The following is a 14,692-nucleotide window of genomic DNA, read 5'->3' as shown; positions in this document are numbered from 1 at the left end:
TTTTCGCCAGTCGCGACGACGGCCCCATGCTAGCGCCGACGGCGTGGCGGGGCCAGGTGGTGAGCTTCAGAACCGCTTGCACCCATACATGTAAGTAACAAGTGTGTGGCGGCTCACTCATTGCGCCGTATGCACCGTCTCCCCGGATCTACCGTCAAGCATCCCCTCAGACAAAGGAGTCCCGTGACACTCTCCGAACGCGCCCGGTCTGTGTGGGCAAAGTCCGGGTACGACCCCGACAGCCACGTGTGGCTTCCGTTATGGCTGCACCTGCTGGACAGTGCCGCCGTGGCCGAGCACCTGGCCCGCAACTGGCTGGCGCCGACCATCCAGGATCTCATTGAGCGCGAGTTCACCGACCCCGATTCCGATCTCTCCCCCGTCGACGAGTTCTGTCTGCTGGCTTCCTGGATCGCAGGTGTCCACGACATTGGCAAGTGTTCGCCGACGTTCTCCGACAAGGTAAAGCACCTCGACGATCGGATGCGAGAGGTCGGACTAAAGCACGAAACACTCAACGGCAACGACCGCCGCAAGATGCCACATGGACTGGCCGGACACATCGTCCTCCAACGCTGGCTCCGCACGGAGTACGCCGGCACCCGAGGCAGCTGCGCAGCCCTTGCCTCCGTCGTCGGGGCCCATCACGGCATCCCGCCTACAAGAGCCGACGTCGGCACCGAATACGCGCTCCACGCCCACCTGCTCGGTGATGGGCCCTGGGATGGTACACGCCGTGAGCTGCTGGATTTCGTAACCAACAGGACCGGCGCCGCTCCCCTGCTAAGTGCATGGAGTCGCCGAAAGTGGTCCCAGCCGTTCCTCGTCGAGTTGTCCGGCCTGGTCATCGTGTCCGACTGGATCGCTTCAACGGAGGACTACTTCCCGCTGCTTCCCTTGGACGACGACGGCACCACCCTGCTCGCACCCAAGGCCCATGCTGCCCGTGTTCAGCGGGGCCTGTCGCTGCTGGAAATCCCCTCGCCGTGGCACCCACGCGACACCGGCATCGATGCCGACTCGCTGCTGACGCAGCGGTTCGAGCTGCCCGACGGCGCGCGTGCCACCGATGTTCAGTCGCATGCGCTCGATGCCGCCCGCACCATGGAGCTCCCCGGGATCCTGGTCGTCGAGGATTCCACCGGTGGGGGCAAGACCGAGTCGGCGCTCATGGCCGCCGAGGTGCTTGCCGCGCGCACCGGACGCGCCGGTATCCTCTTCGCCCTGCCGACCCAGGCCACCACCGACGCCATGTTCTCCCGCAAGTTGGACTGGCTCGATGCCGTCGAGCGGGCATACGCCGACGCCGGCGCTCCCTCGGACTTCGCCGTGCAGTTGATTCACGGTCGCGCCCGCCTGAATGAGGAGGCCCGGGAGCTGCGTCGGCGCGGATACCAGCTTCGTGACCGGCTGTTCGGCGCGCTGGGCGGCGAGCAGGCAGACGGTCCCCGGCCGACGGGCATTGGCTGGGACGAAGAGGAGGCACGCAGCAAGAAACCTCTCGATGCAGCGGGGCGGCGCGCGGCGGACGCGGCCATCATGGCGTGGTTCAGTGGGCGGAAGAAGTCAATGCTGTCGGACTTCGTCGTCACCACCGTCGACCATCTGCTATTCGTTGCAATGCGCTCGCCGCACCTGGCGATGCGTCACCTGGGCCTGTCCCGCAAGGTAGTTGTGGTGGATGAGGTGCACTCCTACTCGACATACATGAACGCCTACCTTGACCGTGCACTGACCTGGCTGGCCGCCTACGGCGTGCCGGTGGTGCTGCTATCCGCGACACTGTCGGAGGCACGCTGCGCGGCGATGGTCGATGCGTACCGCCGCGGCCTACAGCTGTCCAATGGACAGCGGCTTGGCAAACACTCCGACCCTAAGACGATCAATACGCCCTTCCCGTGCTTGGTTGCTGCCGGTCGCGAATCCACCAAGATCATCCCGGTTACCTCCGCGGGGCGTCACTCCACCGTCCAGATCCGACAGCTCGGCAAAGACGGTTTGCTACCTCTGCTGGAGGACAAGCTCGCAGACGGCGGCTGTGCCCTAATCGTCCGCAACACCGTCGGGCGGGCTCAGGAGACCTATGAGGCACTGCGAGAGCAGTTCGGCGAAGATGTCACCCTTAACCATGGCCGCTTCACCATCGGTGATCGCCTTACCAAGGACGCCGACTTACTTCATCGGTTTGGTCCGCCGCGCAGCCATCCCGAACGCCCGCGCCGGGCTATCGTCGTCGCCACGCAAGTGGTGGAGCAGTCGCTTGACGTCGATTTCGACCTGCTCGTTACCGACCTTGCTCCCGTCGACCTGGTGCTTCAGCGCATGGGACGCCTGCACCGCCATCAGCGCCCGCGTCCGCCCCGGCTCGTCACTCCCACCTGCTACATAGATTGGCTTCCTGCGGCGGGGGCCAGCGCGCCTTCACTTGAACGCGGCGCCGAGGCGATCTATGGCGGGCACGACCTGCTGCTCAGTGCCGCCGCCTTACGCGGCGTCGTCGACGGCAGCGGGGTCGTGACGGTGCCCGACGACGTCCACGGGCTAATCGAAGCCGTATATGGAGATGGCGCCAACGTGCCGCCAGCGTGGAAGGACGCGCTCGCGCAAGCGCGCGACGCCTACGCGCAAGAGCTCGAGAAGAAGCGGAACGCCCCGAAGACATTCCGCTTGAAAGAACCCGAGCGCAGTGGCGAGTCCGCTTCGCTGATCGGCTGGCTTCACACTACGGCGTCGGACAGCGAGGAGACCGGGCGTGCACAGGTCCGCGACGGTGAGGACTCACTGGAAGTCAGTTTGCTTGAGCTGCATCGGGAAGGCGGGCAGGAGGAGCTACGGACGCTGGCGCACGCGCCCGGTGCCCCGGGGGCTTTGATCCCGACGGACCAGGTCCCCAGACGTGACCTTGTACGGGCCATGGTGATGTCTGCCGTACGGCTGCCGGCCGGTATTACCAGGGGAGACAAGATGGACCTAGCGATACAAGAGCTAAAAATTCGTGTCGTACCCGCGTGGCAAGCTGATCCACAGCTCCGGGGGCAGCTCTTCCTCCTCCTTGAGGATGGCCGGGCACAGCTGGCCGGAACCACTCTCGAATACTCATCCACCACCGGGCTAAGGGAGGTCCGCGACGCATGACAGCAAGCTTCAATCTTCTGGACGAGCCCTGGATCAGGGTGGCCCGACTCGACGGTACACCCGCTGAGGTCTCTCTCCTCGACCTCTTCCGCGATGCAGAAAGCATTGAGGGAATCCACGGCGAGATCGCCAGTCAGGACATGGCGATTCTGCGTCTGCTCCTGGCCATCTGCCACCGCGCCATGGACGGTCCAAAGGATCTGGACGCCTGGGAGGAGTACTGGGATAAGCCGGGCATGCTCGGGACGGACGCCGCCGCCTACCTGGAGCGCTTCCGGGACCGATTCGACCTGCGCGACCCCGAGCAGCCGTTCTTTCAAGTGGCCGGGATTCACTCGGCTTCGGGCAAGATCTCGGGCTTGGAGTCCCTGATCGTGGACGTGCCCAACGGCAATCCCTTCTTCACCACCCGCATCGCCGAGGGCCTGGATTCCATCACTTGGGCGGAGGCCGCGAGGTGGCTGGTACACGTCCACGCCTACGACCCCTCCGGTATTCGGTCCGGCGCCGTTGGCGACCCGCAGGTAAAGAATGGAAAGGGCTATCCGATTGGTCCGGGGTGGACCGGCCAGATCGGCGCCGTAGCTGTGACCGGCAAGAACCTTGAGCGCACGCTACTGCTCAACACCGTAGTCTGCAAAGAAACAGAGGGTCTGCACGAAGTCAATTCGGAGTTCGACCTCGCCCCATGGGAGCAAGATCCCAATGGCCCGGCAGGTGCGTCGGCGCTGGAACCGACCGGCCCGGTCTCCTGCTACACATGGCAGACGCGACGCGTCCTGCTGCACGGTGAGGACAACTCGGTAACCGGACTGTTTCTTGGAAACGGAGACAAGGCCACCCCACAGAACCGCTTCCCCGTTGAGCCCATGACCGCGTGGCGCTTCTCCGAGCCACAGACCAAGAAGCTCAAGGCCCCCGTCTACATGCCGCGCAAACTGCCGACGGATCGGGCCTTCTGGCGGGGCCTTTCCTCTCTGATCGCGCAACTCAGTCCCTCGCTGAGAGTTAAGGGCGCGGGAGAGGTGACCAGATTTATGCCTCCCGGCGTGGTGGACTTCTACCAGGGTCTCATGATGTATGAAATCATTCCATTGTCGGGCCTCATACCATTGCACGCCACCGGCATCGAGTATGGCGCGAAAGAAGCCGTGGTCTCCGAACTGGTTGATGACAGCCTGGTGCTGCCGGCAAAGCTGCTCGATCCCAAGGAAACGCGCCTGCTTGCCGTGGTCCGGGACGCCATGGAGCAGACCGAGCAGGTGGCCGGTGCGCTGCGCAACCTCGCCGCGAATCTAGACCGCGCCAGTGGCGGCAGCCCAGATACGGCCACGGCGGCACGTGAACGCGCCAGCACCGCCTTCTACCAGGTGATTGATGAGGAGTTCCCCCGCTGGCTCGCTTCCCTGGCGGAAATCGACCCGACGGCGGGGCGCGAGCAATGGCGGGCCCTCCTGCGGTCGGAGGCCTGGCGTCAGCAGGACTTACTCGCTTCCGCAGCACCGAACGCGGCCTTCGCCGGCCGCGGCGAGGGAACGGGACGCATGGACGTCAGCCGCGCTCTGGTCTTCTTCCGCGCCGCCCTCAACAAGATCATCCCTCCTCCTGAAAGCAATGACGCCCCCAGTGATGAAGCAGAAAGGACAGTTGCATGACGCAGTCAGAAGCCGATGCTCCCGCAGGGCCCCAGAGCACGGCACCACCGCAAGAGCCGAGACGCAGACTTCGAGAGAATGCCGGGCAACTCGTGGATCAGCGCCTAGGCGGGAAGAACGGCCTACAGGCCCGCTACCTGCGCAATGAGTCCCAGGGGCGCGCCGACGTTGCCGCCCTGCGCAAGGCCGCAAACCGAGCCCCCGGGGAGCTCCCCGAGGTCTGGTCGTTGACCGCTGTGCCTGTAGCCTCCAGCGCCGGAGACGCTCCCACATGGGAGGAGCTCGCAGTGCACACCGCCATGACCCTGTATGCCGTGCATCAGCAGTCGCGGAGCGAGGGAATGTTCCAGCCCGGAGTCGGGCTTGGCCGCGCGGCGCGAGACTTAATCGGTCCGCATGACCAGGAGAATCCCTCCGCGCGGGCACGGTTCAACGCGCTAGTCACGTCAACCACCATCGGCGAACTACGCCATCACCTGCGGAGCTTCGTCTCCCAATTGCGCGCCCGAGGCATCCCCCTGGATCACGCCATGCTCTCTGACGACCTAGTCGGTTTCCAACGTCCCGGTGGCGCCAAAGACGTCCGGCTGCGGTGGTCCCGCCAATATGGCGGGTTCTCTTCCACAGCCCAGAGCGTCTCAGCAACCGACGCAGCATCCTTTGATTCCACACCCGCCCCTACTACCACGGAGAACTGAAATGAGCACTTACGTCGACCTCCACATCATCCAGAGCCTGCCGCCGTCCTGCGTCAACCGCGACGACTCCGGCTCTCCGAAGTCCGCCGTCTACGGCGGCGTGAGACGGCTTCGCGTCTCCAGCCAGTCCTGGAAACGGGCCACGCGCCTGTACTTCAACGAGCTCCTGGACGCATCCGACGTCGGTGTCCGCACTAAGCGCGTCGTGGAAGTGCTGGCAAACAAGATCGTGGCTGAGGCGCCCGACCTCACCGAGTCCGCCCCCGCACTGGCTGAGGACGTTTTCAAGGCAGCCAAGATCAAGCTCTCGGCGCCCCGAGGCAAGAAGGATGCTCCGCAGGAATCCGGTTACCTGCTGTTCCTCTCTACTAGCCAGATCGCTCGGCTCTCGGACCTTGCCATCACGTCCACACGCAATGGAGACAAGCTTGATGCCAAGGCGGTCAAGAAGATCTTCAAGGAAGCGCACGCCGTGGACGTGTCGCTGTTCGGCCGCATGGTCGCCGACGATACGGATCTAAACGTAGACGCCGCCTGCCAGGTCGCGCACGCGATCTCCACCCACGCCGCCGAGAACGAGTACGACTTCTTCACTGCTGTCGACGACGCGAAGTCCCGTTCCGAGGAGGAGGACGCCGGCGCCGGAATGATGGGCACGGTCGAGTTCTCCTCGGCAACGATGTACCGTTATGCCACCGTCAATTTCGACCTGCTCGCCGAGAACCTGGGCAACAGCGAAGCCGCCCTACGCGCCCTTGAGGTCTTCGTCAAGGGATTCTGCCTATCCATGCCCACCGGGAAGCAGAACACCTTCGCTAACCGGACCGTACCCGAGGCGATCGCCGTCTCCGTGCGGGATGACCAGCCGGTCTCACTGGTGGGAGCCTTCGAGCAGCCGGTTCGTACCGACGAGACCCGCGGCTACCTCGGCCGCTCTATCGAGGCACTTGCGGAGCACGCGCGCGCAGTGGAAAGCACCTACGGCCTACGGCCTGTCGCAAGCTTCGTCGTCTCCCTGAAGGACTCAGACGCCGTTGCGTCCTTGGGCGAGAGGGTCTCCTTCGCGGACCTTCCCGGCCGTCTGCGGGAGACCGTGGCGGCACGCGTCACCGACGAGGAGCAGTCCTGATGGCTGTTCTCCTGCTACGACTCGCAGGCCCGATGCAGGCGTGGGGGGTGAAGTCTCGTTTCACCGTTCGGGCAACGGAACTTGCCCCCACCAAGAGCGGTGTGATCGGCATGCTCGCCTCCGCCGTCGGCCGACGGCGGACAGATCCGATCGAGGATCTACTCAGGCTCCGCTTCGGCGTCCGCAAGGACCAGCCCGGCACTGTGATCCGCGACTTTCACACCGCCCGATCGCTCGACGGCAAGGACTCCATGCCGCTTTCGGAGCGCTACTACCTTACCGACGCCGTATTCCTGGCCGGGATTGAGGGTGACGAGGCGCTCCTTCAGGGGCTTGACGAGGCGGTCAAGCACCCCGTCTTTCCCCTGTACCTGGGCAGACGCTCATGTCCGCCGACGCAGCCCGTGTCATTGGGGCTGCGCGATGCGTCGCTTTACGACGCCCTCAGGGAGGAACCTTGGTTGGCCTCACCTTGGTTCCGTCGGCGACGTCGGCGCTCGGCTTTCAGAGCCGAATTGCTGCTGGACCTGGATGCCGTGCCGGCCGATGCTCACACGGGTGCTCTCCGCGGAAGTCGTGATGTTCCGGCGTCCTTCGATCCGCGCCGTCGCGAGTACGGGTTCCGTCAAGTAGAACGGCTGGAGGTGCCGGTGACGGCACTCATGGACGAGTCGTCTTCATCAGTGGATGCCCACGATCCGATGGCCGATGTGGAGGAGGCCGCGCAGTGTTCCTGACGAAGATTGACCTTGATCCGTCCCGACGCCTCGCCCGCAAGTACCTGGGCTCGCCGCAGGTAATGCACGCCGTCGTTATGAAGGCTGCGGGAGTGGATGCGATGGGCGGCGCAGGTAGGGTCCTGTGGCGGGCTGACCCCGGAGCAAGTACCTCGCTCTACTTGCTTACCCCCTCGGAGCCCGACTGCACACAGATTGTGTCCGACGCCGGCGTTCAGGATTCGCAGGCTCGAACTCTCGACTACTCGCCGTTTCTGAACCAGCTGGACTCCGGCCAGCTGTGGGCGTTCCGTCTGGCCGCCAACCCCTCGCGTTCGGTCGCGCAGGGCCCCGGCAAACGGGGAAAGCGGTACGGCCACGTGACCGTCGAGCAGCAACGTCAGTGGTTGATAAACCGCACCCCCAACTACGGATTCGAGCTTGTCCCAGCCGAGGGGTACGACGGCGAGGCAGCGCAGTCCGTCGTCGTCGTCCGCCGAGAGCGCCCGATCTTCAACCGTCAGCGGCCTGACGCCGAGGTACGCGACCGCGTCACGATCAACCGGACCGTTTATGAAGGTGTGCTGCACGTGACGGATCCGGACAGGCTCCGTCACGCGTTAGTGGCAGGGATCGGGCGTTCAAAGGCGTATGGGTGTGGGCTCATGACCCTCGCACGAGTGGGGCGGCGCTGAACCATGGCCCGGATGCTGCCGGTTCCCGTGACTGCGCTCCCCCGCGTGCAGGATCGCATGACATTCCTCTATGTGGAGCAATGCGTGGTGCACCGCGAGGACGGAGCGCTTACAGCACGCAATGACCAGGGCACTGTCCGAGTCCCGGCAGCCTCGCTGATCGCGGTGCTTCTGGGTCCCGGCACCTCGGTGAGCCATCAGGCCATGTGTCTGCTGGGCGAGTGCGGGACGACTGCCGTCTGGGTCGGTGAACGGGGCGTGCGCTACTACGCGCATGGACGCTCGTTGGCCACCTCGACCCGCTTGCTGGAGGAGCAGGCGGCCAGAGTCTCCTCGCCGCAGAAGCGTCTGCGGGTGGCCCGGGAGATGTACTCCATGCGTTTCCATGGTGAGGACGTCAGTGGCCTCACCATGCAGCAGCTGCGCGGAAGGGAGGGTGCCCGTGTGCGCGAAATCTATCGGGAGAACTCCCGCAGGACCGGCGTTCCGTGGACTCGCCGCGACTACCGGCCCGATGACTTCGAGGCGTCAGATCCGATCAACCAGGCGCTGTCCGCCGCCCATGCTGCCCTTTACGGAGTAGTGCACGGCGTCATTGTCTCGCTGGGTTGTTCGCCGGGCCTGGGCTTCGTGCATACCGGGCACGAGCGTTCCTTCGTGTACGACGTCGCTGACCTTTATAAGGCGGAGACTACGATCCCCATGGCCTTCGACGTCGTGGCCGAGGGCATGGAGGACTTGACCGGCACTACCAGGCGTCGAGTGCGCGACAAGGTGTTCGACTTGCGCGTCATTGAACGCGCCGTCAAGGACATCTGCAACTTGCTGGGCGCCGAGGCGGAGGATGATCTGAGCGTCAACGTGGTTTCCCTGTGGGATTACCAACGCCGTCTAGTTGCCGGTGGCGCGAACTACTCGGAAGAGGATGCGGGCGGATGGTAGTGCTGATTCTTTCCGCCGCGCCCGCCTCTCTGCGTGGCGCTATGACGCGTTGGCTGCTCGAGGTGAGTCCGGGCGTGTTTGTCGGTCGTCTGTCAGCCCGGGTGCGTGAACAGTTGTGGGAGCTCATCAGGGCGTACATCGGCGACGGTAGGGCACTGCTCATCTGGTCCACACGCTCCGAGCAGCACTTCGAAATCGCTTCTCTAGGCCACGATCGCGACCCGGTCGATATCGAGGGCTGCATAGTGATGCGTACACCGAGCCTTTCTCATCAGGGGAGGTTGTTGTTCAGGTTGAGTATGACTAGGGCGGTGGCGGTGATGTTGGTGATGGTGGCTGGGTCGAGGGTGACTCGTTTGAGGGCTTTGAAGCCCTTTAGGAGGGCGTTGGCTCGCTCGGCGGGGGCTCGCAGGCTGGCTTGGACCTGGTTGTAGGAGCGCGCCCCGGTGTCGGGCTTGGAGCCCTTGATGGGCGTCTTGATACCGATGCCTGCGCCTACGTAGCCCTTGTCCGCCAGCGTCGCCATGCCCTGGGCGGCTACCGGGTACAGGGCCGGCAGCACATGGGCTCTGGCGGCCTCGATGTCATGGGTGGAGCCCGGCTCCACCTGGGATGTCCACACGGGGTAGCCCGTGTGGTCGGTAAGCACCTGCACGTTCCCACCGAAGGCCTTGTGCTTGCCCGAGTACCACAGGTGGTATCCGGTATCGGGGTCACGCTCGGCGACCCGGTCGGTGCGGATGAGGGTGCCGTCCAGGCACACGAACGGCTCACCCTTGTCCTTCAGGGTGCGTAGCACGTCGGGCAGGTCCGGCGCCTTTGACGATACGACGTCCAGGGCCTCATGCAGGTACCGGTAGGCGGTAGCGGGTGAGACTCCTGCGTCGCGGGCCACGGTGGTCACGGCCGGGGCCTCGATCAGCCAGCGCAGCAGCATGACAGCCTGGGCCCAGCTGGTAGCGGCCCGCTGCCAGGGACGCGCATCGTGGTGGCGGCGGTGGGCGGTGATCCAACGGGACACGGTGCGGGCAGTAGTCACGGGGACGTCGAGAGTGGCACGATAGGACAGCACGCGGAGCCCCTTTCCGGGCTTGCTTTCTTGGTCGAAACACATGCTGCCGGAAGGCTCCGCGTGCACCCACCAACGACACACCCACCTTCCCGCACCATCCCAACGATCCCAACCCGCACCCCCTCAACCCTGATGAGAAACGCTCACCGTACCGGCAGATCGAAGGAGCCAAGTCGATTCCCGGCGCGGTGAGACCAGCCAAGGAGTCATGGTCGATCGCTGCTCGACGGCGTCGCTTCCGCAACTCGGCGGAGCTGGCACTAGGTCAGCAGTAAAGGAATCACGTGTAGAGTTTGCTGTCGTGGCGTTGGGATTCCAAGGATCCGCAAGCGTCGACCCCGCGCGAGCGGGGATGATCCCGCGAGGCTCTGGGCGGCCCCGTACTTGGTCGCGTCGACCCCGCGCGAGCGGGGATGATCCCGACGCCCGCCGCGGGAGACAGGGGAACCGCCGGTCGACCCCGCGCGAGCGGGGATGATCCGGACGCCGTACAGGCCGTACCCGTCCGGGGCTCCGTCGACCCCGCGCGAGCGGGGATGATCCTGCCGCCCCACACCCAGACACTTGGGTGTGGGGGTCGACCCCGCGCGAGCGGGGATGATCCGATGGGGGTGATGATGGCCGGGTCAGTCATCGGGTCGACCCCGCGCGAGCGGGGATGATCCTCGGGGCGGCACGGTCGGGGCAGTCGCTGCCGCGTCGACCCCGCGCGAGCGGGGATGATCCCTCGGTATCAGGGTCGTAGGTGTGCGCCTTAAGGTCGACCCCGCGCGAGCGGGGATGATCCCTTCTAGGTATGTGAGCCCGTCGCGGTACGTGAGTCGACCCCGCGCGAGCGGGGATGATCCTGGTATAGGGACAGCTTAGTCTTGGTGCCCCGGGTCGACCCCGCGCGAGCGGGGATGATCCAATTGCAGGCATACCCTCCTGCACCTGCCGAAGGTCGACCCCGCGCGAGCGGGGATGATCCCAACTTGTCGTTCAGCTCGCTGCGGTGAGCCTCGTCGACCCCGCGCGAGCGGGGATGATCCCCCCGGTCGGCGCGTACGGCACCTCATACTGCCGTCGACCCCGCGCGAGCGGGGATGATCCCGGGATCTGCGCAGTCACTCATCCAGGCGGAGCGTCGACCCCGCGCGAGCGGGGATGATCCGGCGACCGCTGACTCCGCCAAGGCGACCGCTGAGTCGACCCCGCGCGAGCGGGGATGATCCGCATCTTGATGGTCATGGGGCCACCGATGCCGTGTCGACCCCGCGCGAGCGGGGATGATCCATCCTGCTGGCCCCGGACGGCGGGCACCTGCCCGTCGACCCCGCGCGAGCGGGGATGATCCCCCGATCACGGGCGAGCAGCTGCGGCAGGAGATGTCGACCCCGCGCGAGCGGGGATGATCCCGGAACCGCATCGATGATTAGTGACAATAAGGGGTCGACCCCGCGCGAGCGGGGATGATCCGGGGTGGACGGCCTCCGAGATCGACGCCCTGCCGTCGACCCCGCGCGAGCGGGGATGATCCCTGCGTCCGAATCTGCCCCAAATCTGTGGCGTTGTCGACCCCGCGCGAGCGGGGATGATCCTCACGATTACGCTAGGATTACCCGCCGGACGCCGTCGACCCCGCGCGAGCGGGGATGATCCCTGCCACCGCGCCTCACCGGCACGGTAGGCGATGTCGACCCCGCGCGAGCGGGGATGATCCGACCTTCCACGACCGCCAGCCCATCACGCCGTCGTCGACCCCGCGCGAGCGGGGATGATCCTTAATGACCTCGACACCGAGATGCTGCGCAAGCGTCGACCCCGCGCGAGCGGGGATGATCCGCGTGGCTCAGCGCACAAGGTCAACGGCGGCGCGTCGACCCCGCGCGAGCGGGGATGATCCCAGGCATCTTGGAGCCCACCTCCGTACGCGTGCGTCGACCCCGCGCGAGCGGGGATGATCCGGCAGCCCTGCTCATACGAGCGTCCCAGTGGGCGTCGACCCAGCGCGAGCGGGGATGATCCCATGACCCGTGGCGACGGTGCCGCGGGATTGGCGTCGACCCCGCGCGAGCGGGGATGATCCCGCCCGTGTTGCTAATAGACGTACGTGAATCGGGTCGACCCCGCGCGAGCGGGGATGATCCCGCAGCAGTCGGCTTCATCCCGACATTCACCATGTCGACCCCGCGCGAGCGGGGATGATCCCTGCCTGCTCCAGGACGTGGTCGCGGGCCTGCCGTCGACCCCGCGCGAGCGGGGATGATCCGAGGACAGCGAATCGTAGAGGAAGAGTGAGTCAGTCGACCCCGCGCGAGCGGGGATGATCCTAACGCGCAGTCGTACGCGCAATACGCAATGGGGTCGACCCCGCGCGAGCGGGGATGATCCCGGCCCCTGGCTCGACATCTACACACTCCCGTCGTCGACCCCGCGCGAGCGGGGATGATCCACGACCAATCAATCAACCAAGCAAACATTCAAACGTCGACCCCGCGCGAGCGGGGATGATCCCAACCAATCAATCAACCAAGCAAACATTCAAACGTCGACCCCGCGCGAGCGGGGATGATCCCCGACGCGGCTCGATTTAAGCGTTGGGTGACGGTCGACCCCGCGCGAGCGGGGATGATCCGCGGGAGATCAACGCCGCCCAGGGAGCCGTGCCGTCGACCCCGCGCGAGCGGGGATGATCCGACCTCGGCGCGGCCGTCGTTGTTGCTGGGTACGTCGACCCCGCGCGAGCGGGGATGATCCCGCCCTCCGCCTCCACGCGCATCCGACCCACCAGTCGACCCCGCGCGAGCGGGGATGATCCGGCCATCTCCGCGTCCGGTGGGGAGCTGCTGGTGTCGACCCCGCGCGAGCGGGGATGATCCGGGCGACCGGCCGCCGTCGCCAGGGGTACGCACGTCGACCCCGCGCGAGCGGGGATGATCCCGACCTCCTCGCCGACCTGACCGCCGCCGTCCAGTCGACCCCGCGCGAGCGGGGATGATCCCCGGCGGGGAGTCTGCCCCACAGCCCGGGAGGGGTCGACCCCGCGCGAGCGGGGATGATCCCGACACGCAGGCAGCCCTCCTGGACTCCCTGCCGTCGACCCCGCGCGAGCGGGGATGATCCCAACTGGGCCTGGTTGACGGGGACGCCCTCCTGGTCGACCCCGCGCGAGCGGGGATGATCCTGAGGTGTCCCAGCAGCTCCTGCGCGGTCATGCGTCGACCCCGCGCGAGCGGGGATGATCCGCCGCACGCGCCATGCAGGCAGCCGGCGCCACAGTCGACCCCGCGCGAGCGGGGATGATCCCGCGGACACGCTCGGTGACGGTCCGGGGCGCGAGTCGACCCCGCGCGAGCGGGGATGATCCGACATAAGAGACGTCGACCTGTTCATCTTGGCCGTCGACCCCGCGCGAGCGGGGATGATCCGCATCGCTAGAGCAGCTGTCTTGTAAACAGCCGGTCGACCCCGCACGAGCTGCGATAATGCGCCCCCACCGACCGCCTCACTTCATCGGGGAAGCGCTCATTCCCGCCCGAACCAGTCCTCCAGCCCGTCTGGGACCCCGACCCAGGCCAGTGCCTCACCCATCTCCTCCGGTCGCAGCAGTATCCGGTGAAAGGCGTCGGCAACGCGCGCACACTGCGCCTCATCCGCAATACCCGTGACAACCAGGTGGCAGCGCGGCCCCTCCCCACCGCCCTGCTTCTGCCCTAGAGCCGCGCCCTCCAGCGAATTCACTTTCACACTCAGCGCTGCATCCCAGGGCCCGGCATCCCCCACACTGACAACTCCACCGGCCACCTCCCAGGTACACACGCGCCCAGGACGGCTGGGCAGCCAGAAGCAGCCGCGGGCGAGCAAACCATTACCGGCCAGATCGGCGACGAATTCGCGCAGCCGCCCCGGGTGGAAGGGCAGCTCGGAAAACAGGTCCAGCGTGCGCACCCCGTGCTCAATGGGTCCTCCCCACGCCCTGGTAGTGGCAGGATGCACGCGCGCCAGAGCCAGCTCAGCATCGTGCCGGACCGCTAGCAGCTCCGGAAGCATTGGCATGTCCAAGCCCGGTAGCAGCAGCGTGTCGTGGGGGCGCAGATGCTCTACTAGGTCACGTCCGACCGGATCCTCGCCGAGGGTAACAACCACCGATGCCGGCCATGTGTATCTCACCGCTGCAGCGGCCGGCGTCGGCGTACGCCCCGCCGGCGAATGCGGCCGACGACCGATGCTCCAGCAAATGGTCAGCAGCGGAGTCGAGGTCAATGACGTGCGCGACTCCGGCGAGTGTCACGCCCGGCATCATTTCGAGTTCCACAGCCATACCCGGGACCAGGTGCACTAGTTCCACCCCGACCGGCAGCAGGATAACGGTGGTTCCGTCCGCTTCGATTCGAGCTCGGTCCGCGCCGACGGCGATCAGCACCTCCCGTAGGGAACAGGTCCAGCACTCCCGGGAGCGGGGGACGTCGATGACTGAGATGGCACTCGAGACCGTGCCCGAGTCCGACTCAATCGGCGACATAGTGGCGAGTCGTATGACTCCATGCTCACCTTGCTCGGGGACAAGGGTCGCCTGAATGACGAGTGCCTCCTCGCCGTGTAGGGCGAGAGCGACCAGGTCAAGCAGCAGCGGGTCGACGGCGCTGATGAGCGTGAGGCAGTGCACGG

General features: G+C 66.0%; 10 protein-coding genes, 1 pseudogene and 1 CRISPR repeat array. Of the genes and pseudogenes, 8 read left to right on the top strand and 3 right to left on the bottom strand.

Annotated elements, in window-relative coordinates; genetic code table 11:
• Positions 1–183: 183 nt before the first annotated feature.
• The 8 genes and pseudogenes from cas3 to cas2e form a co-directional block, all read left to right on the top strand.
• The gene (gene cas3 / locus CWT12_RS03260) at positions 184–3,135 is read left to right on the top strand and encodes a CRISPR-associated helicase Cas3' (RefSeq protein ID WP_161923694.1); all 2,952 of its coding nucleotides are present in this window, start codon (positions 184–186) and stop codon (positions 3,133–3,135) included.
• Positions 3,132–4,790 carry a type I-E CRISPR-associated protein Cse1/CasA gene (casA, locus tag CWT12_RS03255; protein WP_161923693.1) on the top strand — a complete coding sequence of 553 codons (1,659 nt, stop codon included), beginning with the start codon at positions 3,132–3,134 and terminating at the stop codon, positions 4,788–4,790. The genes cas3 and casA overlap by 4 nt, the downstream gene beginning before the upstream one ends.
• A gap of 92 nt (positions 4,791–4,882) precedes the next feature.
• Positions 4,883–5,488 carry a type I-E CRISPR-associated protein Cse2/CasB gene (casB, locus tag CWT12_RS03250; protein ID WP_237564290.1) on the top strand — a complete coding sequence of 202 codons (606 nt, stop codon included), beginning with the start codon at positions 4,883–4,885 and terminating at the stop codon, positions 5,486–5,488.
• Between the two features lies 1 nt (position 5,489).
• On the top strand, positions 5,490–6,617 hold the full coding sequence (cas7e, locus tag CWT12_RS03245) for a type I-E CRISPR-associated protein Cas7/Cse4/CasC (RefSeq protein WP_161923691.1): 1,128 nt from the start codon (positions 5,490–5,492) through the stop codon (positions 6,615–6,617).
• Positions 6,617–7,354: a type I-E CRISPR-associated protein Cas5/CasD gene (cas5e, locus tag CWT12_RS03240; protein WP_161923690.1), complete on the top strand. Its 738-nt coding sequence runs from the start codon at positions 6,617–6,619 to the stop codon at positions 7,352–7,354. Before cas7e ends, cas5e begins: the two co-directional genes overlap by 1 nt.
• Positions 7,345–8,028 carry a type I-E CRISPR-associated protein Cas6/Cse3/CasE gene (gene cas6e / locus CWT12_RS03235; RefSeq protein WP_161923689.1) on the top strand — a complete coding sequence of 228 codons (684 nt, stop codon included), beginning with the start codon at positions 7,345–7,347 and terminating at the stop codon, positions 8,026–8,028. Before cas5e ends, cas6e begins: the two co-directional genes overlap by 10 nt.
• A 3-nt stretch (positions 8,029–8,031) precedes the next feature.
• Positions 8,032–8,970 carry a type I-E CRISPR-associated endonuclease Cas1e gene (cas1e, locus tag CWT12_RS03230; RefSeq protein ID WP_161923688.1) on the top strand — a complete coding sequence of 313 codons (939 nt, stop codon included), beginning with the start codon at positions 8,032–8,034 and terminating at the stop codon, positions 8,968–8,970.
• Positions 8,964–9,152 (top strand): annotated as a pseudogene (gene cas2e, locus CWT12_RS13785) (type I-E CRISPR-associated endoribonuclease Cas2e); the annotation flags it as partial. The gene cas1e and the pseudogene cas2e, both read left to right, overlap by 7 nt.
• A gap of 89 nt (positions 9,153–9,241) precedes the next feature.
• Here cas2e and CWT12_RS03220 read toward each other — a convergent pair.
• From CWT12_RS03220 to CWT12_RS13775, 3 genes are all read right to left on the bottom strand, one after another.
• On the bottom strand, positions 9,242–10,042 hold the full coding sequence (locus tag CWT12_RS03220; RefSeq protein ID WP_161923687.1) for a transposase family protein: 801 nt from the start codon (positions 10,040–10,042) through the stop codon (positions 9,242–9,244).
• Between the two features lie 331 nt (positions 10,043–10,373).
• Positions 10,374–13,513: direct repeats of the CRISPR family, unit length 28 nt; unit sequence GTCGACCCCGCGCGAGCGGGGATGATCC.
• A gap of 36 nt (positions 13,514–13,549) precedes the next feature.
• Positions 13,550–14,170, bottom strand: coding sequence for a GTP-binding protein (locus CWT12_RS13780; protein WP_237564289.1), 621 nt, complete (start codon positions 14,168–14,170; stop codon positions 13,550–13,552).
• Positions 14,133–14,690, bottom strand: a complete 558-nt coding sequence (locus tag CWT12_RS13775) for a hypothetical protein (protein WP_237564288.1) — start codon at positions 14,688–14,690, stop codon at positions 14,133–14,135. The genes CWT12_RS13780 and CWT12_RS13775 overlap by 38 nt, the downstream gene beginning before the upstream one ends.
• Between the last annotated feature and the right edge of the window lie 2 nt (positions 14,691–14,692).

This window comes from Actinomyces sp. 432 (assembly GCF_009930875.1).
GTDB lineage: Bacteria > Actinomycetota > Actinomycetes > Actinomycetales > Actinomycetaceae > Actinomyces.
The sequence above is the reverse complement of the archived record's forward strand: the minus strand, read 5'-3'. Positions and strand labels throughout refer to the sequence as shown.